This is a genomic window from Bifidobacterium polysaccharolyticum (genome assembly GCF_016101585.1).
GTDB lineage: Bacteria > Actinomycetota > Actinomycetes > Actinomycetales > Bifidobacteriaceae > Bombiscardovia > Bombiscardovia polysaccharolytica.
The window spans coordinates 111,036-136,701 of record NZ_JACFQG010000001.1 but is presented as its reverse complement, the minus strand read 5'-3'; the positions used below and the strand labels follow the sequence as shown (position 1 = coordinate 136,701).

The following is a 25,666-nucleotide window of genomic DNA, read 5'->3' as shown; positions in this document are numbered from 1 at the left end:
CGCATGGCGGGCGGTTTCTGTATACTGGACAAGGTTGTGAACAAAGCAGTCATCAAGGCAACCACGTCCGGACAGGAGAAGACACAGTGAGTCTTGCAAGCATCACCATCATCAGCCCAGAAGCCGCCAACGGCCGCAATGTCGTGGCCTACGGCCTGACCAAGGCCCTGAGCGCCAAAGCCAAAACGGCCGTATTCAGGCCAATCGCCTGCAGGAAGCACCCGTTGACCCCGGAACTGGTTGCAGCCAGCTCTTTCCCCGATACAGATCCGGAGATCTGCCGTGGCAAGTGCCCTGGGCACGCCACTGAGGATCCCATGCAGACCCGTGCCGATGTCCTCAATGCCTATGACGGGCTGGTGGAAGCCACCCATCCCGAGCGTGTCCTGATCGTGGGCAGCGATGCCTCGAAACTCTTCGACCCCGGCCTGTTTGCTCTCAATGCACAAATCGCCGCCGACCTGAGGTCTCCGGTCATGCTGGCCGTCTGCACCATCGGCAGGGAACCCGGCCAGGTCATGAAGACCGTGGCTGCCTGCCGCAGGACCATCGAGGCCCAAGGAGCCGTGCTTGCCGGAGTCTTCATCACCGGATGCCAGCCAGAGCAGAAGGCGCCTCTTACCCAGGCCTTCCAGGAGTACGACCTGCCGACCTGGACCGTCTCCAAGATGGACTTCGACACGGATCCGTCCGCCGATCAGGCCCGCCAGGCCACCAGCCAGACATTCCAGCAGGAGGTGGATGTCGACCAGGTGGTGAAGGCCGCCGACGCCGCCAGCCCCAAGGCCACCACGCCTGTAGCCTTCCAGAACGATCTGTTGGCCAAGGCCAAGGCCAACAGGAAGACCATCGTCCTGCCGGAAGGAGGCGAGGACCGCATCATCAAGGCGGCCGACTACCTGCTGGCCCGCAACATCGTCGACCTGATCATCGTGGGCGACGAGGATTCCATTCTGGCGCGCGGCAAGGAGCTTGGCCTCAACCACCTGGACAAGGCCTCATTCCAGCCCATGAACGACGAGCAGGTGATGGCGCCCATGGTCGATCGCCTCTGCCAGCTGCGTGCCAAGAAAGGCATGACTTCGGAGCAGGCGCGCAAGCAGCTGGCCGATCCCTCTTATTTCGGCACCATGCTGGTCGTGCTGGGCAAGGCCGACGGCCTGGTGTCAGGCTCGATTAATTCCACTGCCAACACGGTCCGTCCCGCTCTGCAGGTGATCAAGACCAAGCCGGGCGCCTCGCTGGTTTCTGGAGCCTTCCTCATGTGCTTCCCCGACCATGTGGCGGTCTTCGCGGACTGTGCCATCAACCTCAACCCATCGTCCGAGCAGCTGGCCGACATCGCCATCCAGTCGGCCCAAACCGCTCGCTCCTTCGGCGTGGACCCGCGCGTGGGCATGCTCTCCTACTCCACCCTGGGATCAGGCAAGGGCCCGGATGTGGACCTGGTTGAAGAGGCTACCCGCCTGGCCAAGGAGAAGGCACCGGACCTGCCCATCGTGGGCCCCATCCAGTTCGACGCGGCCTGGTCCCCCACTGTGGCAGCCACCAAGGCCAAGGGTGATCCGGTTGCCGGAAAGGTCAACGTCTTCGTCTTCCCCAGCCTGAGCGCAGGCAACATCGGCTACAAGGCCGTTCAGCGAACCTCGGGCGCCCTGGCCATCGGACCGGTCCTACAGGGTCTGAATAAGCCGGTAAACGACCTTTCACGCGGCGCCTTGGTTGCCGACATCATCAACACCGTAGCCCTGACCGCCGTCGAGGCTTAGGACTGATCGCCGTCCCTGTAACGTCTCTATAAACCTCTGGGGCTGCTACTGGATCCTACCTCCAAAACGGATCCAGTAGCAGCCCCAAAATCATGTCAGTCCGGCAATATACCGCTCCTTGTAAGGGCCGACGAGTAATCTTGAAGACTGATTGAGGAGCGCAGGCTCTATACAAGCACATCAGGAGGATGCCCCAATGGCGAAAACCGTCCTAGTCATCAATTCGGGTTCAAGCTCGATCAAGTACCAGCTGGTCGATCTGGAGACCAGCCAGAGCCTGGCCTCGGGTCTGGTCGAGAAGATCGGCGAGCCCACCGACGGCCATTACAAGCACGAGGTCAACGGCGAAAAGCACGAGCTTGAGGAGCCCATCCACGATCATGAGGTCGGGCTCAAGCGTGTCCTGGGTTTCTTCAAGGAGTACGGTCCTGATTTGGACAAGGCCGGCATCATCGCCGTTGGCCACCGTGTCGTCCAAGGTGGAGCCATCTTCCCCAAGCCTGCACTCCTGACTAAGAAGACCCTGAGCCAGGTTAAGGATCTGGCTGTGCTGGCCCCTCTGCACAACGGACCAGAGGCAGAGGGCGCCGAAGTCATGAGCCGGCTGATGCCCCAGACCCCGCAGGTCTTCGTCTTCGACTCCTCCTTCTTCTTCGAGCTGCCCAAGAAGGCCTCCACCTACGCTCTCAACAAGGACATTGCCAAGCAGTACCACATCCGTCGTTACGGCGCCCACGGCACCAGCCACCAGTATGTGGGCCAGCTGGTTCCCGGTCTGCTGGGCAAGCCTGCAGAAGGTCTGCGGCAGATCGTCCTACACATCGGCAACGGTGCTTCCGCTTCAGCGCAGGTCTCCGGGCATCCCGTCGAGACCTCCATGGGTCTGACCCCACTGGAGGGCCTGGTCATGGGCGGCCGCACCGGCGACATTGACCCTGCCGTTGTCTTCCACCTGATCCGCAACGCCCACATGAGCGTGGATGAGCTGGACACCCTCTTCAACAAGCGTTCCGGGATGACCGGCCTGACCGGCCATGGCGACATGCGCGAGGTTCACAAGCTGATCGCCGAGGGCGACGAGGATGCCAAGCTGGCCCTGGACATCTACGTTCACCGCATTGTCGGCTACATCGGCAACTACACGGCCCAGATGGGCGGCCTGGATGCCATTACCTTCACGGCCGGCGTGGGCGAAAACGACGAGATCGTGCGCCGTCGGGTCATCGAGCAGCTGGCGCCCTTCGGCGTGAAGCTGGACCAGGAGAAGAACGACCAGCGGTCCAAGGAGGCCCGGATCATCTCCGCTCCTGACAGCACGGTCTCCGTCTGCGTCATCCCCACCAACGAGGAGCTCTCCATCGCCCGCCAGGCCGAGGTCGTCGCCAGCCAGGGCGATGCCTACGGCAACAAGTTCCAGGCCTGACCGTTAACCTGATCTGTCCCCTCAATCTGATTGATGATTGAATGAGGGATGATTGAGTTCAAGGTTTGGTTCTAGGAACCTGGTCCTAAGAGCAGAAAGAGGCCGGCGACCACATGCATTGCTGTGGTCGCCGGCCTCTTTCTATATGTCGTATAGCTCAGTCCCCCAAAGCCGCCAATGCCTCCTTGTGCAGAAGACCGTTGCTGGCTAGACCACTGCCACCCCATGGACCCGGGTTGCCTGCCAGGTCGGTAAAGCTCCCGCCTGCCTCGGTCACGATGGGGACCAGGGCACCCATGTCGTAGAGGTCCAGCTCAGGTTCGGCCGCCAGATCGATGGCACCCTGGGCCAGGAGCATGTACTGCCAGAAGTCGCCGAATCCGCGCAGACGCCAGATCCGGTCAGTCAGGTCGAGAAGCCGCTCCCGGCGGCCTATGGCCTTCCAACCGGTCAGCGACGACAGGGACATGGAGGCGTCCTCCATCCGGTCCACTCTTGATACGTGGATGGCCTTGGGGGCTTCGCCCTGGCGCGCCATGCAGGCTCCCTGACCCTGCGCAGCATACCAGCGGGTGCCCAGCATGGGGGCCGATACCGCGCCGACCACCATCTGGTGGTCTACCTCCAAGCCGATCAGGGTCGCCCAGACAGGGACCCCGCGCACATAGTTCTTGGTCCCGTCAATCGGATCGATGATCCACCGCCTGCCGTTGGACTCCTGCTTTCCCAACTCCTCAGCATAGATGGTATCGTTGGGCCTTGCTCGGGCCAAAACGCGACGAATCACCGCCTCCGCCTCTTTGTCGGCCTGGGTGACTGGGGTATTGTCCTCCTTGCGTTCCACCTTAAGATCTGGCGACTTGAAGTAGCCCACGGTGACCTGATCTGCCTGATCGGCCATGGCGATGGCCAGATCCAGATCCTCCTGCCAGGTCTGCCTTTCATCCTCGATGCTCATAGCACGGCTCCTTTCGCTTGAATCGCTCTGGTTTAGCCTTGACCCTCGCCCGCTAGCATTCGCTTCCACATACCCGGGAAGTCAGGCATGGTCTTGGCCGTGGTACCGATGTTGCGCACCCGGATGCCAGGTATCTTAAGACCAATCATGGCGGCGAAAGTAGCCATGCGATGGTCGGCATAGGTCTCCATGACGGCCCCGTGCATACGCTGAGTCGGCACAGGCTCAATTGCCAGGCCATCATCCAGTTCGCGGGCTTGACCTCCTATTCTGGTGATTTCCGTGGCCAGCGCCTTCAGCCGGTTGGTCTCATGACCACGCAGGTGGCCGATGCCGTGCAGGCGACTGGGTCTGTCGGCAAAAACCAGGATGGCTGCAATAGAGGGCACAATCTCCCCCGCGGGAGACAGATCGAAGTCGCCGAGTCCGTGTATGGCTTCCCCGCCGGTCACCCTGCAGGTGGCGCTACCCTGCCCGTCGGGAACCATGTCTACCTTCGCGCCCATGGTCTCCAAATACTTGGGCAGCAAGCCGCCTGGCTGTGTGGTCCGATCTGGCCAGTTGGGCACGCTGACTTGCCCGCCACCTATCAGAGCCGCTCCCAGGAAGGGGGCCGCATTTGACAGGTCGGGCTCCACCTGGACCTGATCAGGCAGCTGCGTCCCAGCAAATCCCCTGCCTTCAACGCTCCACCTGCAACGGTCGGGATTGGCCTGGACCTGAACTCCGGCCTGACGCAAATCCTCAACAGTCATGGCGATGTGTGGAAGGCTGGGAAGATGCTGACCAGAGTGAACGATGGTCATAGTGCCATCAGCCCTAGCAGCCAGGAGCAGGAGGCCGGAAATGAACTGCGAGGATGCCGAGGAGTCTATGGTCACCTCCCTGCCTACCAGGCGGTCCGGCGGTGTGAGCACAAAGGGCAGGAAACCTTCCTGGCCCAGGTAATCTATCTTGGCTCCCAACTGGGTCAGGCCGTCCAACAGGGGCCTCATAGGTCGCCGATAGGCCTGCTGGTCCCCGTCGAAGTGTGTGGGACCATCAGCCAGCATGGCCAGACCCGGCACGAAACGCATAACGGTTCCAGCCAGTCCGCATTCTACCCGGGCGCCGCCACGGAAACGTCCGCCTGCCGGTGGAACAACTGTCACTTCTGTGGGACTGTTCGGGTCAACCCGACAGCTCACGCCAAGGGCCTCCAGAGCCTGAATCATCAGGTCCGTATCACGTGACCTGAGTAGACCAGTCAACCTGACAGGGCGACTTCCCAGGGCCGCCAGAATCAGATACCTGTTCGAAAGGGACTTGCTCCCCGGTATGGTCACCGTTGCATCCAAGGGGCCATCCGCCTGCGGCGCCGCCCATGTCTCTTCCACTGTCATGGTCACCATGGTAACCGCAGGCGCAGAGCTGTTTCTGCTCCCTGCTCACCCCTAGAGGTCCAGTGGGGACCCGACCCTGTGCTATATTGATACATTGTGCCCATACGGTGATACTGATGGGCGCCGGGCTATAGCGCAGCTTGGTAGCGCGCCTGCTTTGGGTGCAGGATGTCGCCGGTTCAAATCCGGCTAGCCCGACTGCGAAAACCCTACCTCCATCTGGGGCGTAAGGTTTCTTTTCACTCTCTGATTTCAGCTTAGGTCAACAAATACCATGGTTCACAGATTAACTTAATCCGCTAATACCCTTTGTCGTCGCACTATTCGGCACATTTTCCATCAATGTCACTCGCGCGATCAAGCTAAGCCTTCACCAGAACAAAAGTCGGCGAGTATAGTAATACCTATATTCCAAGCGCGCAGCGAACAGATCAAGGAGCCTCTATGGATGACGGATCATTATTTCGTTTAAGTATGCCCGAAGGCATGGAAGCTATGCATTTGGCCAGTCCTCATGATAATCCGAGCCAGTATCTGGGAGCAATCTTCGATGAAGACAACCACTTGCGAGGACAGGCGCGCTGGGAGCCTGTTTCCGATGATACTGGGAACAACGATGATGACAAGAGTTCGCCAGCAACCGCGATTTCTGCTGCAGCAATCGCGGTTGCCCTAGTAGCAGGAACCGCAGTCTACTTGGCAAATAATGAAAAGTTCAAGGGATGGTGGGACAAGACCATTGTCCACTGGTGGCGGGATTCTGTCATACACACTGCAGATAAAGTGTGGAGCAAGATAACTCATCAGGAGGAGAACAACTCCGAAAATTCCCAGCCGATAGCGTTGATAACAGCGAATTCAGAGGAAACAGAGGCATTCTCCAAAGAAGCAGATGGAGCAATCGAAGAATGCCAATCGAACATGGACAGCGAGGAAGCCCAGAATCGTCTTCTCATCATCATGTACAAGGCAATGGACCTCGCCAGAGATATTCGTGAACTTTCTGCGGCCAACATTCAAGATTCTCCTTTTGACGAGAAGCGGAAAATGGATCTGCGTCAAACCGTGGAGAAATTGACGACACAGAACGTGACAAACTTGATCAACACAGCCTTGGAGCGTAATATTCCGCTGCTTAAGAAACAAGAAGGCTTCGATACTTGGTCCGCAATGCTGGGAAACGTATCTAAGGATGGCGACTTTGTGCCTCTGAGCGGCGATGCCCTACGAATGGCGCTTAGTTTGGAGCCTTTCAAAGCCAAGCTGGAGTCTTCATCTCATAAAGATAAAGATTAAAGAATAGCGATGATCTGTCACAGCTTTGCAAAGGTAACGGTGCCATGCATGAACATCATACTGGATTGCTGCTGTTTTCTCAGGACAGATAGTTAATCACCCTATTCCCACTCATGTTGGTCATTGACCAGTTTTCCAGTCAATATCGAACGTGTGTTGGGTCTGTCACGCAGACCAGAGGTCGCGGTGAACAATAGGCTCATAAAAGCAATCAATGATGGAATTTAAGCTGCGCTTGCACCCGTTCATGGTAAGCCATCAGCCGCATATCTATGGTTTGCGGACAAGCACAGCACACTTCTTGCCATCCGACAAATTCAGCGGCAGATATTCGTCTTCACCAATGCGCTTTTCGGCCCTGACAACGTATTACTTACCTTCCCACACCTACCCAATTTCATCATCGCGCAACGGTCGAGTTTTCTTTTTGTCATGAGCCAATCTGCTTCAACGCTCGACAGACCGATGAAACCGTCAGCGTAAACTTGAATCAAATAGAAGCAAGAAGGTGGGCAGAATAGTGGAACAGGAATCACTTTCGTCCGTTGATCTCCGACAGGGGCTGACCCTTTCCGGCGTGATACCAAATCAGTTGGTTAAAGTCGTCTCTACTGAGCCGATCGGCGATGTCATCAATCTGTACTACGAGACCGCAGATGGTAAGGTAAGTCAGGAAATCATCGACGATGCTGCTTTCAAAGAACTTCGCATAGTTCAGCCAGGACAGAAACCAAAACTGGATGCTGACCCTGAAGAATTTCGATTGGCGGCAGAGGCTCTACGTATCAACTGTGCTGCTCTGTATGATCCGATGTCTGCCGTGTACTCTTCAAGTATCGACCCGCTGCCTCACCAGATCCGTGCCGTATACGAGGACATGCTGCCGAAGGTGCCCTTGCGGTTTCTGTTGGCCGATGATCCGGGTGCCGGCAAAACCATCATGGCCGGCCTGTACATCAAGGAGATGCTACTGCGCTCTGCCGCTGTGCGAATTATCATTGTCTGCCCTGGTGGATTAGCCGACCAATGGCGGGACGAGCTTACGGAGAAGTTCAACCTTCATTTCGATGTGTTCCAACCGTTTATGCAAGATCAGGCCCCTTCGGGTAATCCGTTTCGTGACCAGAACCGACTAATTGTGCGTATGGATCAGGTGGCCCGTAACGATGACTTCCAGCGTATGCTCAGCGAGGTGAAATGGGACATCGCCATCGTGGACGAAGCCCATCGCATGAGCGCACACTATAAGAACAACTACGGTGACATCGACCTGACCAAACGCTTCAAGCTCGGCGAAACATTAGCATCTACATCAGAAAACTTGTTGTTAATGACGGCGACACCACATTCAGGCAAAGAAGAGGACTTCCAACTATTCATGTCCCTGCTCGACAAGGACAGGTTCGCCGGCCAATGGTCCAAGAAGAAGCGGTACATTACCGACACCAAAGGTCTTATGCGTCGGATGGTTAAAGAAGAACTGCTAACCTTCGAAGGAAAGCCGCTGTTTCCTGAACGCAAGGCTGAGACAGTTGAATACGCGCTATCAGAAGGCGAGAGTCGGCTGTACAAGGCCGTGACAGACTACGTACGGGGAGGCATGAATGCCGCACAGCGTATTCGGCAGGTAGACGGACGGCGCGGCAGCAGCATCGGCTTCGCATTGACGATCCTTCAACGCCGTTTGGCATCCAGTCCCGAGGCAATCTATCAGTCGTTGAGACGACGCCGCGATCGCTTGAATGACCTGCTGCAGAGCATCGAGAAGAATCCATACAATATAGAGAATATTCTTGAGCCTGCTGCTGATGCTCCTGATGATTCGGATGAATACGACGACATGTGGGTGGAAACTGGAGAGGATGGTCAGGGACAGCTCGAACTTACACTCGACGAGGTTATGGACTCAGCAACCGCAGCCCAGACAGTGGAAGAGCTACGCTCCGAAATCAGCCAGCTTGATAGTCTCGTCGCGCAAGCTCGCGAGGTCAGGCATTCGGGCACGGATACTAAATGGACTCAGCTGAGCGACATCCTGAACAACAACGTGCTCAACGCTGGTACATCCGAACAGCCGCATAAGCTCATCGTGTTCACCGAACACAGGGACACTCTCAACTACTTGAGCAGTCAAATCAGGACACTGCTGGGCAAACCCGAGTCAGTAGTAACAATCCATGGCGGCATGAACCATGACGAACGCAAGGCTGTGCAGGAAAGATTCATGAACGACCCCAGCGTGCGTATCCTCGTGGCCACCGACGCTGCCGGCGAAGGCTTAAACCTTCAAAGAGCTGATTTAATGGTCAACTACGATCTGCCTTGGAACCCCAACCGTATAGAGCAGCGGTTCGGTCGTATTCACCGCATCGGCCAGAAAAGGTCCTGCTCCCTATGGAACCTCGTGGCAAAGAATACGCGCGAGGGCGAGGTATACGGCAAATTATTAGAGAAGATTGAGACAATCGGTAAGGCCTATGATGGTCGTTTGTTCAACGTGCTTGGCGACGGCAAAGCTTTCGATGGCAAGTCGTTGAAAGATCTTATGCTTGATGCCATCAAACATGGCGACAACCCCAAGGTACAAGCGAGATTGAACGAGGTTATCGATAGCAGCGTTAACAAAGGACTTAACGATCTAATCAATGAACGCTCCGCGCATCCGGATAGGTATTCTACCGTGAACGTCGAGGAAGTGCGCCGTCTTATGGAGAAAACCCGCGAACGAAAGCTCCAACCGGGCTACATTTCAGCGTTCTTTGTCCCTGCATTTAGGAAACTTGGCGGCACCATACATTTACGCGAGACGAACCGTTGGGAGATTACACATGTGCCCCAGGACGTGCGCCATATGGGCGAAACCATTAATCGGCACCAGACGATAGCCGACGCATATGAACGCATAACCTTCGAGCCATCACTCACGCATATAGACGACGGTCCGGATGCGGTACTTGTGGCACCGGGCACACCGCTGCTGGATGCCGTAAGCCAGTTGATCATCAAACGCTATGGTGCCGCATTGGTGCATGGCACCGTATTCGTGGACCGTACAGACAGTCAACCTGATGAACCTGTGGTGATGGTTGCCGCCGAGCAGACGATTACAAATCCCGAGGGCAAGGTCGTCTCAAAGCATTTCGACTACCTGCAGTTGCCTAAGCAGGGGGAAGTTCGGTTCTCGCCAGCACCACCTTATCTAGACTATGACAGGCCGCATGACGATGAGAAGGCCGAGATTACCAAGCTGATGAACAAGGATTCACAGGGACGTGATTACATTGGTGAGATGCGCCAGTATGTATACACAAACGGTACCAAACCACGCATAAAGGAATTACAGGCCCGTCAGGACGCAGAGAACGAGCATCTGCTCGTTCAGATACACAACCGGTTACACGCGGAAAGCGAGTTCTGGTGGAAGTTGCACAATAAGCTCTCCGAGAAGGAACGCAATGGTGAGAAGCGCGGGAAAAACATGAACTCTGATATCGCCCGCAAGCGCGCTGAGGAATACGAGCAACGTCTCAAAAAACGTGAACACGAGCTCACTGGTGACACACGTCTACGCGCAAAGTCACCAACTATGCGTGGCATTGCATTGATCGTGCCCGAAAGACTGGTCGCTCCAATTGATAAGGTCAATGCTTCCAGACTGTTTGCTAAGAACACCGAGGATGTGGACTGCAGAGCTATCACCATGACGATGAATGCCGAGCGTAAGCTCGGCCGCACTCCTGAAGAGATGCCTCACAACAACAAGGGCTTCGACATCAAATCCACCGATAAGCTGGGATATACGTACTTCATTGAAGTCAAAGGCCGGATAGACCTGCCAGATGTTGACACATTCACAGTGACTGCCAATGAAGTGGCCTTTGCACAATCGCAAGGAGATCGCCACCGATTAGCTTTGGTCAAGGTCAGCCCACGAGGAGCAGAACATGACAGGCTACGCTATGTGGAGCATGCGTTCGACTTGATTGCGCCAGCTGATACCACTAGATCATTCAACGAGAGTTTGCAATCATACTGGGAGCGAGGCGTCACGCCATGCTGAAAAAATGTAATTGGTGCAATAGGTAGATGCAACAGATATTGCATGAAGGTAAAACACTGCAAGGAGTAAGAATCATGGCGGACACTGAGCGCAGAAAGAAGCTCATTGAAACAGGTATACCCCTCAAGAAAATCAACGAAGAGTCCTCCCGTGAAAAGTCTTTGCGACATGGACTGCCTTCGACTCTGCATTTGTACTGGGCTCGCCGTCCATTAGCCACCACACGCTCCATCCTGTTCGCCCAACTGGTCGATGACCCATCTGCTCATTCAGACCGTTTTCCTACCGAGGAGGCCCAGGGCCGGGAGCGTACACGTCTACATAATCTGATGGTTAGACTTGCGCGATGGGAAAACATCCGTGACAAAAGCCTCTATGATGAAGCCCGCAAAGCAATTCTTGATTCCAACAATGGGGTTATGCCCGTTGTGCTCGATCCGTTTGCAGGCGGTGGCGCAATTCCGTTGGAAGCTCAGCGGCTAGGCGCGGAGGCGCATGCTTCTGACCTGAACCCTTTGGCAGTCATCATCAACAAGGCATTGATCGAGTTTCCATCTCGCTTCTGTAATAAGCCAGCGGTGCACCCAGCTGCAGTAGCTACTAGCGACAAGTCCGGTGGCCTTGCTGATGATATTCGATACTATGGGAAGCTCCTGCACGACAGGGCCTTCGAGAAAGTGGGTCACTTATATCCGAAGATCAAAGACAAAAATGGTGAAGACCATACCGTCATTGCGTTGATTTGGGCACGCACTGTCATCAATCCCAACCCGGCTAACCCTGTACGGGTGCCATTGGTGCGATCTTGGTGGCTGTCCAAGAAGAAGGGCAGAGAAGCTTGGATCAAACCTTCAATCCAGAAGGATGGTTCCATCCATTATGATGTGCAGCACAATGCTAATGGGCCCAGAGGAGATGACGAAGGCACAGTAAGTCGAAAAGGTGCTATCTCGATTGTCGACGGAACGCCAATTGATCTGAAGTATATTCGTCAACAAGGCAAAGCAGGTCGTATAGGTTCGAGTCTAGTTGCGATTGTCGGGGATAGTGAAGATGGACGCATATACTTTTCTCCGACAAGTAGCCAAATCAGGGCTGCAGCCGTTGGTGAGCCTGTTGATAAACCACTGGAACTGTTACCGGAGCATGCTCTAGGTTTTCGCGTTCAAGCTTATGGTTTTAAAGCATGGTCTGATTTATTCACAAACCGTCAGTTGACAGTGTTGATGAATTTGGCGGACACGGTCAGTGAGATTCGCAACCTGGTGTTGGCCGATGCCTTGGCATCCGGCATGCCTGAAGGTGAACCATTAGACGGGGGCGGTGACGGTGCAACAGCCTATGCAGATACGTTGTCGCTTTACCTATCGCTCGCGGTCAGCCGTCAAGCAGACTATAGCTCCAGCATTTGCACTTGGAACAATACTGGCGAACAGATGCGTAATGTATTCGCTCGTCAAGCAATCTCAATGACATGGGACTTCGCAGAGGCGAATCCTTTCTCGTCACGGTCTGGTAATTTCCTAGGACAGGTCAACTGGGTGGCTGAGGCTGTAGAGACTGTTCCCGCTAAGCCGTCATGCGAGGCTCATCAGGATGATGCCGCCACACGTAATTATAATAACGTTGTAGTGTCCACTGATCCGCCATATTACGACAATATAGGTTATGCTGACTTGTCTGACTATTTCTATGTTTGGTTACGACGCATGCTCAAAGACATCTTGCCATCCGTTTGCGCCACCATACTTACTCCTAAGGCGCAGGAACTAGTAGCCGATCCTTACCGTCACGGCGGTAAGGACGGTGCTGCTCGATTCTTCGTGGAAGGGTTTAACCATGTCTTTGAACATGTACGGAAAACCGCACGCACTGATATTCCCATGGCCGTTTACTACGCCTACAAACAAAAGGACGACAAAACCGGGACTTCCACAGGCTGGTACGCACTACTCGACGGACTGATTCACGGTGGTTGGGAGATTACTGCCACATGGCCTGTGCGTAGCGAACGATCAGGTAGGATGCGTGTCATTGATTCCAACGCACTGGCATCCTCTATTGTGCTTGCATGCCGTCCTCGCCCTAGAGATGCACCATCAATTCCTATGCGTGTGTTCAACAGCGTGCTGCGCGAGGAACTCACTAAGGAACTAAAGACGCTCATGGCTTCAGGTATCGATCCAGTGGACTTAAATCAAGCAGCCATCGGCCCTGGCATCAGCGTCTATTCCAGGTATTCGCGCATTCGCGAAGCTGATGGCACCGATATGCCGATACAGAAAGCATTGGAAGTCATCAACCATGTTATTGATGAAGTTATGGGCGACGCTGACTCAGACTATGATCCCGACACACGTTTCGCCGTAAAATGGTACCAATCATACGGTTGGAATCAGGAAAGCTCTGGGATGGCCGATCAATTATCGCGATCCTGCGGTACCACACCTGATGCTCTAAGGCGAAGCGGCGTGTTCGAAGCGGCTGGAGGCAAGGCCCGTCTGTTCAAACCCGATGAAATAACAGGCGAATGGAACCCAATCAAGGACGACCACATCAGTCTTTGGGAGGGCATGGTACGTCTGACCGGCATCCTCGACTCTAAAGGTGCGGACACTGTAGCCCCGATGATGGCACAGCTTGGTGAGCGCATACCTTTGGATGATGTCAGAGCTTTGGGATTCCGGATGTTCCATGAGGCAGAGAAACGCAAGGATACTGAGGGCGCAATCAAATTCAATAGCTTAGTGTCCATGTGGGATGACCTGTCGACAAAGACCAAGAAGGAAGCCACGAACCCGCAGGAGAACGTCCAAGGCGAGCTGGATGTGTACTAAAAGTTGAAACATCCTGATAGTAAAAGGAGCCTGCTATGGCGATGAACAATAGAGACAGAGTCGGCAAGGCATTCGAATACCTGTCCGAGGGGCTGAAAGATCCAGTTGACAATGTCATGACCCAGGTATTCAGAACGCAGAGCTGGCCGGATGCGTGGGCGCATTATGACCAGCAGAATCGTGGCAGCACGATGCATAAAATGTCCAAGGAGGATGTACAAGTCCAGTTGCGTGCCATCACCGAGTTCGGACGCAATTTCCAGGGTACGCTTTCCCGTTTCCAGCAGGCATATGCCTCAGAGCTACGTGATACACGCAACCGTTGGGCACATATGCAGGCGTTCAGTTCAGATGACACAATCCGAGCCTTGAGCACCATCGAATATCTGCTCAATGCAGTGAGTGCTCCAGATTCCGCGGCCGACGTACGCAAGCTGCGTGATGACTTGCAGCGTACCGTGTACGAAGATCACACTAGGAAGGCCAGCCACCGCAAGGTTCTTTCTATTGATCCTACGCAAGGTATGAAGCCGTGGCGCTATGTCATCAAGCCTCACCCGGATGTAGCATCCGGCAGATTCACGGCATCCGAGTTCGCGGCCGACCTGTGGCAGGTCGCAGTAGACAAATCCGTATGCGAACCAGGCAACGCCTATGGTGACCCAGTTGAGTTCTTTAACCGCACCTATCTGACTGAAGGCCTACGTGACTTGCTCACCCGCGCCATACGCCGCCTGACCGGAGACAACTCCGGCTCGCCTGTAGTGAATCTACAGACCAATTTCGGTGGCGGCAAGACCCACTCCCTGCTCGCCTTATACCACCTGTTCGGCGACAAGCCCGTGACTGACCTGTCATCCGACGTGCAAAATCTCGTCGCAGGATTGGGTGTGAATGCCTGGCAGCCAGGCCGTGTGCGACGTGTGGCTTTGGTGGGCACTAGGCTTAACGTCGCGCAGCCCGACGTAAAGGCTGACGGTACTGAGGTGCACACCATCTGGGGTGAGCTTGCTTGGCAGCTCGGCGGGCGCGAGGCCTACGACATGATTGCCGAAAACGACAAGATGGGCAAGAACCCAGGCAACGGCATCGACAGACTACTCAAAAAATACTCGCCATGTCTGATACTCATTGATGAGTGGGTAGCCTACGCCAAACAGCTTGTCAACCATGACGACCTCCCAGCTGGCACGTTCGATGACCAGTTCGTATTCGCCCAAACACTGACTGAAGCAGTGGCATCCACTCCGAATTGCATGCTCGTAATCTCCATCCCTGCATCCGATACCGGCGACAGTGCAAATGACATTGAAATTGGTGGAGAGAACGGCCATCAGGCTCTACAACGGTTGCAGAATATCGTGCGCCGCAAGGCCGACCAGTGGCGGCCATCAACTCGTGATGAATCCTTCGAAATAGTCCGCAAGCGCCTCTTCGAGGCACCTACCGCCACCGCACAAGAACAGATCGCACTGACCGCACGCCGGTTCGTTGAAATGTACCGTCAGGGAGTGAAATACTATCCCTCCGGCGTGGACTCCAACGACTACGAGAAACGCATCCGAGCATCCTATCCGTTACACCCTGAGCTACTGGATCGCCTGTACGAGGATTGGTCCGGTTTGGAGAACTTCCAGCGCACGCGAGGAGTACTGACTTTAGTATCGAGCATCATCCACGAACTGTGGGTATCGAACGACTCCAGTCCGCTGATTCTGCCAGGCAACGTACCCTTGGAATCTGAGTCCGTAAATTCAAATCTAACCCAGTACCTGCGCGACCCGTGGAAGCCGATCATCGATGCCGACGTGTCTGGGCCAGATTCCACTGCCGCATACATCGACAATGACAGGCCCGCGCTTGGACAACGTCATCTGACACAGCGAATCGCACGCACGGTATTTATGGGTTCTGTGCCTCGCAATGGCGCACAGAACCCCGGCATCAGCGAACAGTATGTGCGGCTGGGAACAGCCATCCCAGGCGATCAGCAGGGCAACTTTGGCACAGCATTGAACATGCTGGAACAGCGGTCCACATACTTCTTCAACGAGGAATCCCACTACCGATATAGTCTGCAGCCTTCTATTGGCAAAACTGCTCGCGACTTCGCAGAACGTTTGCGTGAAGACCCAGAGACAGTGTACAACGAGATTGTCGAGCGTATACAGCCAGAAGGACGTAAGGCTATGCGTGGCAAGTTCCGCCGCGTGTGTGTGGCACCTGCATCTCATGACGGTATCCCTGACGTTGATGAGGCCACCCTTGTCATCACACACCCACGTTGGAGCACCAGCAAAGGCGAAGGAGAAAGCTCCGACTCCATGCATTGGATTCGAGATGCCATTGAACGACGCGGCACCGCACAGAGAACAAACAGGAACATGCTCGTGTTCCTCGCCGCTGACAAAAACGGTATTGAACTGGCGCAGGATGCTGCCCGATCATACCTTGGCTGGAAGCATGTGTCGGACAACGAGCTTCAGCTAAACCTGACCCACCAGCAGTTGCAACAGGCCCAGACTGACATGGCGCACTTCAGCAAGACTCTGGATGAGCGTATCCGAGCTGCTTATAACTGGGCCATCTACCCTGAGCAATTTGACCCGAAGGCCGCATACCGTCTAGCTGTCAAGAAGATATCCGATACCGGCGGCGACAGCATGGCGCAGCGTACCGGTGATCAGATGGCTGCCGATGATCTGCTTATAGATGTTTACGACTCATCCGGCCTGGGTTACGAGATATTGAAGAATATCAAGTCCGCGTTCAAGGACGGCGTGCTAGATGTCAAGACTGTATGGAGTTATATCACACGGTTCCCATACATGCCCAGGTTCGTGAACCGCGACGTGCTCGATCAAGCCATTGAAGGCTCTCTGAACAGGCCAGCTCTTCCGGATGAACGATTCGCACTGGCATCAGGTCGTGACGAGGAAAGCGGCAGGTTCCACAACCTGATTATTCCTGGTGTCACTGAGAATGATAGAGTGCTGCAGGTCACCGACTCCACGCTATTTGTCGAGTGGGACACAGCCATTGCTGCGCATCAGCAGTATGAGCGCGAGATTGAAGAAAGCAGCAGGAAGTCCCTTGTGGATGACGCGACGCGGGATCTGATTGGGAATCCGGGAGACGAAGGTAATCTAGAATCGCAGTCTGTAAACGGTGACTCCGCTGCCGACAATTTCGGCTCTGGCTCCAATGAAAATGATGAGCAGCCTGTTGGCACACCTGCTACGCCCATCCAGGCGTCGATGAAGCGCTACTACGGCACTGTCAAGTTGGACCCTGATTTTATGAACCGTGATTTCGCTCGGATCAATGAGAAGATAATCGATCAACTACGCATGAGTCATGCCAAGATCAAGCTCAGTCTCGAAATCAGCGCAGAAAACGACGATGGCTTCGACAAGAATATTGTAGAAGTCATCAATTCCAACGCAGCGTCACTTAAACTAGATGTGTCCAACTTTGAGGAGGAATGACCACTGGTACATGCTGCGCATTCTCATAGATAAACAATGATCGTCATAATCAATCAATTTTACTTTGTCTAACTGAACGGCATTGGAAGTCAAAACGGCTGATTCCCAATGCCGTTTAGTATGAGAAATCAGATTGAATCCATTCAAAAAGCTCCGAATTATTAAAATTTCGCCGGTTCAAATCCGGCTAGCCCGACTTTTGCTTTTGGCCCATGTCGGGAGTCGGATCCTTGGCATTCATGCCCAGCAATCCTGCAAGGAGAATCGTCAGAGCCAGAAGGCCCGTCAGGCTCGCATAAATGGACATGGTAATGGCGATGCCAACCAGATTTCCCAGCGTTAGAAAAATCGTCTGCCCCAGAGGCGCCCCTAACATCATGACAGTCTGTACCACTCCCATAGTTGCAGCCAGATGGTCCTCGCCCACTGTGCGGATGAGCATGGTCATGAACCGAGGGTTGATCTTGCCCAAAAGATAGTTCATGGCCAGGAGCGGGAGGAGCAGCAGGGCATGGATGTGCAGCCAAACCAGGTTGACACCTACCGTAGCGGCTGCAGCCATGACTCCGGTCAGCAGGTGGGCCATGGGCAGCCGCCTGAGCGGATCTGCGGCAAGGAGTGCGCCAAGGATCAGTCCAAGCGAGGAGATGCCGTTGACTACGGCTATGGTTGTGCCGTAGCTTCCCCACCAGACCTCGGACATGGAAATCAGCCCCAGATTGAGCAAGGGTTGCAGAGCCGTCCCCAGAAGGTTGACCAGACAGCCGAAGCCCACCATCAGGACCAGGAATGTAGAGCTGCGAAACTCCCCCAAGGTCATACGGAGGCTGGAGGACAGGCCCACATGCTTGCCCACAGGTGAATCATTGCCTGTGACCTCCGCCCTGGCGAATGCCTTATAGCCAATGGCCACCAGAATTCCCGCCAGCAGAAAGGTGGCAGCATTGATCAGCGCGAATACAGCGAATCTGTTGCCCAGGATAGCGATCAACACCACACCTCCGCCTGCACTGATGACAGCCGCGACATTGGATGCAGCGGAGGTGATTGAGGTCGCCTGATGGAGCTGGCCTGGCTGGACCAGGTGTTTGAGGACCGGCATCCACAGACTGCCCGCATATCCCTCCAGCATGGAAGATGCCATGTCCATGGCTACCAGCAGTAGAAAGACGGGCAAACTCTTGGACCTGCCGATTGTCATGGCCATAGCCAGGTAAATACACACCTGAATCAGCTTGATCACCACTTGCATCCGTGTCTTGTGCACGGTCCTGTCGGCCAAGTATCCGGTCAGGATGGCCGTCAGCGTTGGCGCCACCCAGGCCATTGAAGCTATGGAGACGGCCAGTCCGGCAAAGGGCATGGTCTGGGCATAGACGATGAAGACGATGTTGAAGAGCTCGCCCCCGACCGTATTAAACAAACTGGCCAGAACCATGGTCACGAAAGGCTTGTTCTTCAGAAGTTCCTGCATGGTCAGCAGCCGTTCAGGGCAGTTCGATCTTCATGAGAGTCCGGTGAAGCAACCACCAGGCCGGCAGGGAGGTCAGAAAGATGATCAGAAGCACCAGCGCAGACAGCAGTGGGGAAAGGGAGAGCAGGTTGCCCACCAAAGCGTCCAGCAGGAGCAGGACCCCAAACATGATGGGCAGCGAGCGCTTCCAGAAGCCCAAGGAAAGGGCAATGCCGACCAGCCCTGCCAGTCCCGCGAGACTGGTGACCAGCATGAAGAGAACCTGTCCGAACAGGCTGACTGGCGAACCCTTTCCGAGTGAACCCACAAGACGGTCGACCAGCAGCAAGACGGTCAGGGTAACGGCCGTCCCCGCCAGATAGGACAGGGCCGTGAAGAAGCCGACGAACACCAGTTTGGCCAGCAGGATTCGTTCCCGCGAGATGGGGCACGACAGGGTGAGTGTCAGATTCCTCCCTGTATAGGGTTCGATGAAGACCAGGTTGCAGAGGGCAGCGGCCACCAAAGAGAAACCTACCAGAAGGATGACCATGGCCATCTGCAACACGAAAGCCAGACTGGACAGCCGAGGATCAGACCGCCCGCTCGTGTGGCCAATGGCCAGGAACATGCCTCCCAGGGCCAAGGATGCGGCCACCACTGCCAGTCCTCCGAAAATGCAGGGCCATAGTCTCGTCTTTTTCAGCTCCAATTGCAGCAGCGTCTTCATATCAGCCCTCCATAGCATTGATCAGGGTCTGTTCGGCGGCCTCTTGGCCCTTATTGAGGAGCTCCGAGACGCTGGCCCGCAGACTTACCCTGCCGTCCGCCACCACCATCACACGGTCGGCAGTGTGCAGCACCTCGGAGAGGATGTGGCTGGAAAAGAGGACCGCACTGCCTTGGGCAGCCAGACTTTGCAGGCTGTTTCGCAGCTGTCCGATGGCCACAGGATCCAATCCGTTGAGCGGCTCGTCCAGTAGGCAAAGGTCAGGATGATGGCCCATGCATCTTGCCAGGGCCAGCCTCTGCCTCATGCCCATGGAATATCTGCCAACAGGCGTGGTTGAATCGGCAGTCAATCCGACGTTCTCCAAGAGTTGGCTGATTCCGGCGAGATCAACGGCTCTATGCTCCCCGCTTGCCAACGAATGGTAGGACAGGTCGATCTCCAGGTTCTGCCTGGCACTGAGGGACTCATAAAATACGGGCTCGTTGATGGACACCCCCATCCTTGCCAAACTGCCCGGGTAGCCTTTGCTGAGAGGTTTCTCCAGAAAGCGGACCTGTCCGCCGGCAGGTCTCTGCATTCCAGTCAGAATCTTCAACAGCGTGGACTTGCCAGCCCCGTTGGCTCCCAACAGGCCCAGAATTTCGCCCTGCTCCAATGACAGGTCCAGCCCAGCCAGCACCTCCCTGCCTTCAAACACTTGGACGATACCGTCCGCCTCCAGAATTTTCATGAAACTCCTTTCAAAAATACCAATGGTATGTTTGGCGGAAACAAAACCATTCACCCGTTGAGTACCCGAATCTTGCTAATCGCCAGAGCCATCTAGGCCCTAAGAGATCTCTCGGCTCAGAGAGGCCTCGTGATCCTGATCCCGGTCGGATTTCTCCTGAGTGGACTCGCCACCAGTGGCAGTCAGTGGATTGCTCTTCAGATGCGCATGCAAGTGCACGGCTGCGCGAATGACCCGATCATCTATGACCGGTGCCCCGATCCCCTTGAGCATATCGGCCAACAGAGTAAACTTGGAAACCACTTGGTCCCGAGTCATGGTCGAGAACCGGATCCCTATCCACATGTTGAGCAGGATATAGAGCACCTGGGCCAGATCCTCGGGATTGCAGGGGGCAATGGAGCCGTCCTCCACGCCTTCACGAACGTAGGGGGTGATCACGTCCACAATCCTGTCCATGGATTTCAAGTACATCTCCCCGACCATGCGGGGGCTCTTCAACAAGGTTCTGGCTGAAAAGGTCACATCGAGACGCGAGTAAGCCGACAGAGAGGCAATCAGCTCGTTGCGCAGTTTGTCCAGGCCAGTTTTTCCGGGCCATTCCCCCAGCCAGTCCCCCTGGGATGAGGACGAAGCCATGCGCTCGGTGACCGCATGGAAAATGGCCGTCTTGGAAGGAAAATGGTAGTAGACAGCTCCCTTGGTCATGCCACCCAGACCATCGACAATGTCCTGAATGCTGGTTCCGTCGTAGCCCTTTTCCAGGAAGAGCCGCTGAGCTACATCAAGGATCTGATTGCGATGCCCTTCGGGATCCTTCGGCGTGCCCATGCGGTGCTCCTCTTCCTGTCAGTGCATCAATGCCTGACCATCCTGGTCTGACCATCTTGTCCGACAAAAGCTATCATACCACTGGTATGTTCTGCTTGACCAATCATAAACTTTATGCCTCGATATCAATCCTTCAGCAGACGACGGATGGCCTCGTGCTGAATGGCAACCACCGCCTTGGCATCGGCGACTCCTGCTGCGCAGAGCTCCTGCCAGGAGACCCAGGCCGACTGGATGTGCTCGCCCGGGTCGAAGTCGGTTGGCCCCTGATGCCAGCGACGCAAATGCAGGACCACGATGTGTCCGAGCTCGTCACTCATGCCCAGGGAGGAGTAGACGTCGGGAGCGGCATCAATCCAGCCGTTGTCCGGATCCAGATGGCTTTCTGAGCCCGGAGCACCCTCAGGCCCAGGTACCAAACCGGTCTCCTCACGCAGCTCGCGCAGGACGGCCTTGACAGGGCTCTCGCCCGGGTCGATGAAGCCGGCTGGCAGGCCGAATACGTAGGCCTGGGCGCCCACCCGGTACTCACGGGTCAGCAGATAGGCATCGGCAGTGCAGTCGTGCACCAGCATGACCACGCAGGGGGCGTGACGGATGAGCTGTCTGCCGATGATCTCCTTAGAACCGTCACGCCGGAACATGGCCACCTGCTGTTGGTCGATAACGAATATCGGGCCGCGGAAGACCTCCCTATCATCCATCAGCTCGGGTACACGGTCCATATCGATGCCCTTGGGCCCCTGGCCATCCCGGTCGGCCAGTCTGGCAGCCAATCGTGCCTGCAGATCCTGTGCTTCATCGCTCATGCAATCATTCCTCCTCAATCATCAACCCCCAGCCGTCAGCGCACCACCATGGTCCAAGGGTCGGTGACGATCGATGAGACCTCCACCTGTGGACGAACACCAGTAGCCATCTCCAGGGCCTGGGCAATGTCTCCCCTGGCGTAGCGGAACCAGAGACTTTCGATGGCCGAGTGCGGGGTGTTGATCAGCATGGGTCTGGGCTGATTGGGACGACCCGCCATCCGGGCCTCATAAAGGGCCTGCTGGTAGGCATCCGTGGCTGGATGATGGCGCAAATCGCTGGTAATGTAGACATCTGCCCCCGTGGACCGGACCAGGTCGAACTCGGAGTCCCCAGAGCCGGGCAGCAGGGCGACCGTGGAAACCATGGCCTCGGGCACACCGACCGCCTGAACACCCAGAGCCGTCCTGGGCAGGAGGCCCGCCACGGTATGGACCAAATCCTCAAATGGTGCGGGCTTAGGAAGCCGTCCCCAACGACCCAGGCCTACCTGGATCCCCTGATCAGCGTGTAAATCGCGTTTAGAGACCGACTGAGGAGCCAGTGGTCTCGCCTCCTGCAGGTCAAGAACATCGGCAGCGGCCTGGGCCACGCCACGGTAAGCAGCATCAGCGTTGGTATGCCCAACCCAGAGCCCACAACGGCCCTCAATCAGCCTGGTTATCATATCCCCGCGGAAATCCTGGCCGGAAACCTGGTGGACCGACCTGAAGAAGAGCGGATGGTGGGTGATCAGCAGGTCGGCCTTGTGGTCAAGAGCCTCCTGAACCACATCGGGCCGAGGGTCTACGGCGCACCAAATCCGCCTGACCGGCCAGGACGGATCCCCCGCCACCAGACCAGGATAATCCCAGTCCTCTGCGTATTCCAAGGGGTAAAGCCCCTCCAGCAGATCCACAACCTGGCCCAGGGACACCGAAGGCCTCTGAACCTCATCTTGCCCATCAGACATAACGATCCCTCCTCGGATCCTGCTGGGCCCAAGCCACCCCATGTTAGTTCAGTGAGCGGCTAGCTCCCAATCCTGGCCAATGCCGGTGGACACATCCAGGGGCACGGCCAATTCAACGGCATGTTCCATGGAATCCTTGACCAGTTTGGTGGCCTTGTCGGTCTCTCCGGGAGCGATCTCCACCAGCAATTCATCGTGGATCTGCAGGGAGATTCGGCTCTTCAGCCCCTGATCGGACAAGGCACGGCTGGCCTTGATCATGGCGATTTTCATGATATCGGCAGCTGACCCCTGGATGGGCGCGTTCAGAGCAGCCCTCTCGGCGGCTTCGCGGGTGGGACGGCGCTTGGAACGCAGCCCTGGGAAGTAGCGCCGCCGACCGAACATGGTCTCGGTGTAACCCTTCTCACGGGCATCGGCCACCAGGGACTCCAAGTACTCATGGACCTTGCCGAAGGTGGCGAAGTACTTGGCGCGCAGCACATCAGCCGCGGCCGGGCTGATCTTGAGTTGCTGGGCCAGGCCATAGGTGCTCAGCCCATAGGCCAGCCCATAGCTCATGGCCTTCACATGGGAGCGCTGGTCCCCGGTGACCTCCTCCATGGGGATGTCGTAGACCAAGCTGGCCACGTACCGGTGGAAGTCAGCGCCAGACTTGAAGGCATCGATCAAGGCCTGGTCCCCGGAAAGATGGGCCATGATCCGCAGCTCCACCTGGGAGTAGTCCGAGGAAAGCAGCGCCTCGTACCCGCTGCCAGGCACGAAGGCCGAACGAATCTCACGCCCACGGGCATCCCGGTTGGGAATGTTCTGCAAGTTGGGATCAACCGAGCTCAACCGGCCAGTGGCGGCCACGGTCTGCTCATAGGTGGTGTGCAGCCGTCCATCCCGGGGATTGACAGCCTCGCGCAGGGTTTGCACGATCTGCTTGAGCTTGTTGGTCTCCCTGTGCTTGAGGAGCGCACCCAGGAAGTCGTTGGCCCGTTCGTTGTTGACCGACTTTATATACAAGTCCTGCAGGACCGAGACGTTGGTGGAATAGGAACCGGTCTTAGTCCTATGGGTGGGCACCAGGCCCATATCATCAAAGAGCACCTTGCTAAGCTGCTTGGGGCTCTGCAGGTTGACACGGCTGCCGGCCTTATCCCAAGCGATTTCCTGAGCCTGACGGGCCTCTGCAGCGAACCGGTCGTGCATCTCCTTCAGGCGGGCATCGTCCACCTTGGCGCCCTCGGTCTCCATCTGCGCCAGGACTGCGGAGGTGGGCAGCTCTATGGTGCGGAGCAGCCCGTACTGATGACGCTCGTCCATAAGTTCCTGCAGGCGCTCGGAAACCATCATAACGTATTGCGCCTGACGAAGAATCCGAGTCCCCCGCCGACGCTCGTCCTCATCCTCTCGCCCGTCCAGGGCCAGGGCCCCCTGTGTGGCTTCAGGCTCCTCCTCTACGGGGATGGCCAGGAAGTGGGCTACGGCCTGTTCCAGATTGTCAGCGTGGAAATCAGGCTCAGCCAAATAGCCTGCCAGCTTGGTATCGAACAGGGGCAGGGACATGTGCAGTCCCTGGCTCTCCAAGAAGTGCAGATGCTCCTTATAACCATGGACCACGCAGGTCCCAATCCGCTGGTCAATCAGCTCCTGGATGGCTTCACGCATGGCTTCGTCAATGTCTTCCGCCATAAGGACCAGGCCGTGGCCATCCATGGAGAGAATAGCCAGTTCCTCCAGGCCGTAGTCGCCGTGCTTGGCCCAGCCGATAGCGTGAAGAACCCAGTGCTCTTTCATGGCTTCACTGCAGCGCATGGCATTCTGGTCGGAGTCTCCGATGTCTTTGATTTGGTCCAGGGCATCTGCCATGGCCTTGACATGGTCTGCCGAGCGCCGGCAGAGGGCCTTATCCGGCAGATGCTTCTCACACCAGTCCCGCAGCTGGTCGGCGGACTCCGCCTTATCACGCTCGGGCTGCGTGAACTCCTCTTGCTTGTTGCTGACATCCACCAGCGCTGAAGCTGGAGAGTAATCGTAATCGGCAACCGTGTTGAATCCGCGCAGGATCTTCTTGCGGGTCTGCGGGCCGAACTGCAGCTGCTCAAAGATGGGCAGAACCTGATCCGTATGGATGGTGCCGAAACGCAGATCCTCCACCTTCACGCCCAGATCCAGGTCGCGCACCAGGGCATTGACCTTCCGGTTGAGCCGCACCTGGTCGGCATTCTCCGCCAATGCCTGGCCCTTCTTGCCGCCGATTTCGTCAGCGTGTTCCAGAATGGAATCCAACGATCCGTACTTGTTGATCCACTTGGCGGCATAGCCGTCGCCCACACCCGGCACGCCAGGGATGTTGTCGGCCCCCTCGCCGCGCATGGCGGCCAGATCCGGATACTGCTCCGGGGTCACCTTGTAGCGATCCATGATGGCCTGGGGCGTCATGTGCTTGAGGTTCTTGAAGTGGTGGCCTGGGTAGAGCACGGTGATGTCGTCGTCCACTAGCTGAAAGGCATCCCTGTCCCCCGACAGGACCAGGGTCTTGAACCCGGCCTGCTCCCCCATGGTGGCCAGCGTGCCGATGATATCGTCGCCCTCGTAACCGGGCTTTTCGATATAGGTGATGCCCAGGCCCTTAAGCAGGTCCTGGATCAGAGGCAGCTGGCTCAGCAGTTCCTTAGGAGCGGCTTCACGGGTGCCCTTGTATTGGGGCAACATTGCGTTGCGGAAGGTGCCGCCCTTGACGTCAAAGGCCACGCCCATGTGAGTGGGCTTCTCCTTGGCCATTACATCCGCCAGCATGGTGGCAAAGCCCCATACCGCGTTGGTGGGTTGCCCCGTCGAGGTAGTGAAGCTCTCGACGGGAAGGGCATAGAAGGCCCGGAAGGCCAGCGAATGTCCATCGACGACCAGCAGGGTGCGGCCGTCCTTGTCCTGCTCCTTCGTCTGGTCTTCCATA

15 protein-coding genes and 1 tRNA gene are annotated in these 25,666 nt (G+C 56.3%); 7 read left to right on the top strand and 9 right to left on the bottom strand.

The genetic code is table 11. The features are described from left to right. The first annotated feature begins 86 nt into the window (after positions 1-86). Together pta and H3T90_RS00505 are read left to right on the top strand one after the other, a co-directional pair. Positions 87-1,769 carry a phosphate acetyltransferase gene (pta, locus tag H3T90_RS00510; RefSeq protein ID WP_332468221.1) on the top strand — a complete coding sequence of 561 codons (1,683 nt, stop codon included), beginning with the start codon at positions 87-89 and terminating at the stop codon, positions 1,767-1,769. A gap of 196 nt (positions 1,770-1,965) precedes the next feature. Next, the gene (locus H3T90_RS00505; RefSeq protein ID WP_198229252.1) at positions 1,966-3,192 is read left to right on the top strand and encodes an acetate/propionate family kinase; all 1,227 of its coding nucleotides are present in this window, start codon (positions 1,966-1,968) and stop codon (positions 3,190-3,192) included. 157 nt (positions 3,193-3,349) lie between these two features. Here H3T90_RS00505 and hisN read toward each other — a convergent pair whose 3' ends face one another. Further along, positions 3,350-4,150 (bottom strand): histidinol-phosphatase, encoded by an 801-nt coding sequence (gene hisN, locus H3T90_RS00500; RefSeq protein ID WP_198229250.1) that lies wholly within the window; start codon positions 4,148-4,150, stop codon positions 3,350-3,352. A 32-nt stretch (positions 4,151-4,182) separates the two neighbouring features. Next, positions 4,183-5,538 carry a 3-phosphoshikimate 1-carboxyvinyltransferase gene (gene aroA / locus H3T90_RS00495; RefSeq protein ID WP_408610682.1) on the bottom strand — a complete coding sequence of 452 codons (1,356 nt, stop codon included), beginning with the start codon at positions 5,536-5,538 and terminating at the stop codon, positions 4,183-4,185. Between the two features lie 118 nt (positions 5,539-5,656). Here aroA and H3T90_RS00490 point away from each other — a divergent pair. The 5 genes from H3T90_RS00490 (at position 5,657) to H3T90_RS00470 (ending at position 17,213) form a co-directional block, all read left to right on the top strand. Continuing rightward, a tRNA-Pro gene (locus tag H3T90_RS00490) sits at positions 5,657-5,730 on the top strand. A gap of 246 nt (positions 5,731-5,976) precedes the next feature. Next, entirely contained in the window at positions 5,977-6,828 is an 852-nt protein-coding gene (locus H3T90_RS00485; RefSeq protein ID WP_198229246.1) for a hypothetical protein, read from the top strand. Positions 6,829-7,348: 520 nt separating this feature from the next. Beyond that, positions 7,349-10,888, top strand: a complete 3,540-nt coding sequence (locus tag H3T90_RS00480; protein ID WP_332468220.1) for a helicase-related protein — start codon at positions 7,349-7,351, stop codon at positions 10,886-10,888. A 74-nt stretch (positions 10,889-10,962) separates the two neighbouring features. Further along, positions 10,963-13,725: a DUF1156 domain-containing protein gene (locus H3T90_RS00475; protein ID WP_198229242.1), complete on the top strand. Its 2,763-nt coding sequence runs from the start codon at positions 10,963-10,965 to the stop codon at positions 13,723-13,725. A 35-nt stretch (positions 13,726-13,760) separates the two neighbouring features. Then, on the top strand, positions 13,761-17,213 hold the full coding sequence (locus H3T90_RS00470) for a DUF499 family protein (protein WP_198229240.1): 3,453 nt from the start codon (positions 13,761-13,763) through the stop codon (positions 17,211-17,213). Between the two features lie 187 nt (positions 17,214-17,400). Here the strand turns inward: H3T90_RS00470 and H3T90_RS00465 are convergent, their stop codons facing one another. The 7 genes from H3T90_RS00465 to polA all read right to left on the bottom strand — a co-directional run bounded on the left by H3T90_RS00465 (position 17,401) and on the right by polA (position 25,665). Next, positions 17,401-18,687, bottom strand: a complete 1,287-nt coding sequence (locus tag H3T90_RS00465) for an MFS transporter (protein ID WP_198229237.1) — start codon at positions 18,685-18,687, stop codon at positions 17,401-17,403. 13 nt (positions 18,688-18,700) lie between these two features. Continuing rightward, positions 18,701-19,396: an ABC transporter permease gene (locus H3T90_RS00460; protein ID WP_198229235.1), complete on the bottom strand. Its 696-nt coding sequence runs from the start codon at positions 19,394-19,396 to the stop codon at positions 18,701-18,703. A 1-nt stretch (position 19,397) separates the two neighbouring features. After that, positions 19,398-20,129, bottom strand: coding sequence for an ABC transporter ATP-binding protein (locus H3T90_RS00455; RefSeq protein ID WP_198229233.1), 732 nt, complete (start codon positions 20,127-20,129; stop codon positions 19,398-19,400). A 99-nt stretch (positions 20,130-20,228) separates the two neighbouring features. Beyond that, on the bottom strand, positions 20,229-20,960 hold the full coding sequence (locus H3T90_RS00450; RefSeq protein WP_198229231.1) for a TetR/AcrR family transcriptional regulator: 732 nt from the start codon (positions 20,958-20,960) through the stop codon (positions 20,229-20,231). A gap of 125 nt (positions 20,961-21,085) precedes the next feature. Next, positions 21,086-21,769, bottom strand: a complete 684-nt coding sequence (locus H3T90_RS00445) for an NUDIX hydrolase (RefSeq protein WP_198229229.1) — start codon at positions 21,767-21,769, stop codon at positions 21,086-21,088. A gap of 35 nt (positions 21,770-21,804) precedes the next feature. Next, positions 21,805-22,722 carry a Nif3-like dinuclear metal center hexameric protein gene (locus H3T90_RS00440; protein ID WP_198229227.1) on the bottom strand — a complete coding sequence of 306 codons (918 nt, stop codon included), beginning with the start codon at positions 22,720-22,722 and terminating at the stop codon, positions 21,805-21,807. A gap of 48 nt (positions 22,723-22,770) precedes the next feature. Continuing rightward, positions 22,771-25,665: a DNA polymerase I gene (gene polA, locus H3T90_RS00435; RefSeq protein WP_198208461.1), complete on the bottom strand. Its 2,895-nt coding sequence runs from the start codon at positions 25,663-25,665 to the stop codon at positions 22,771-22,773. Position 25,666: the final 1 nt, after the last annotated feature.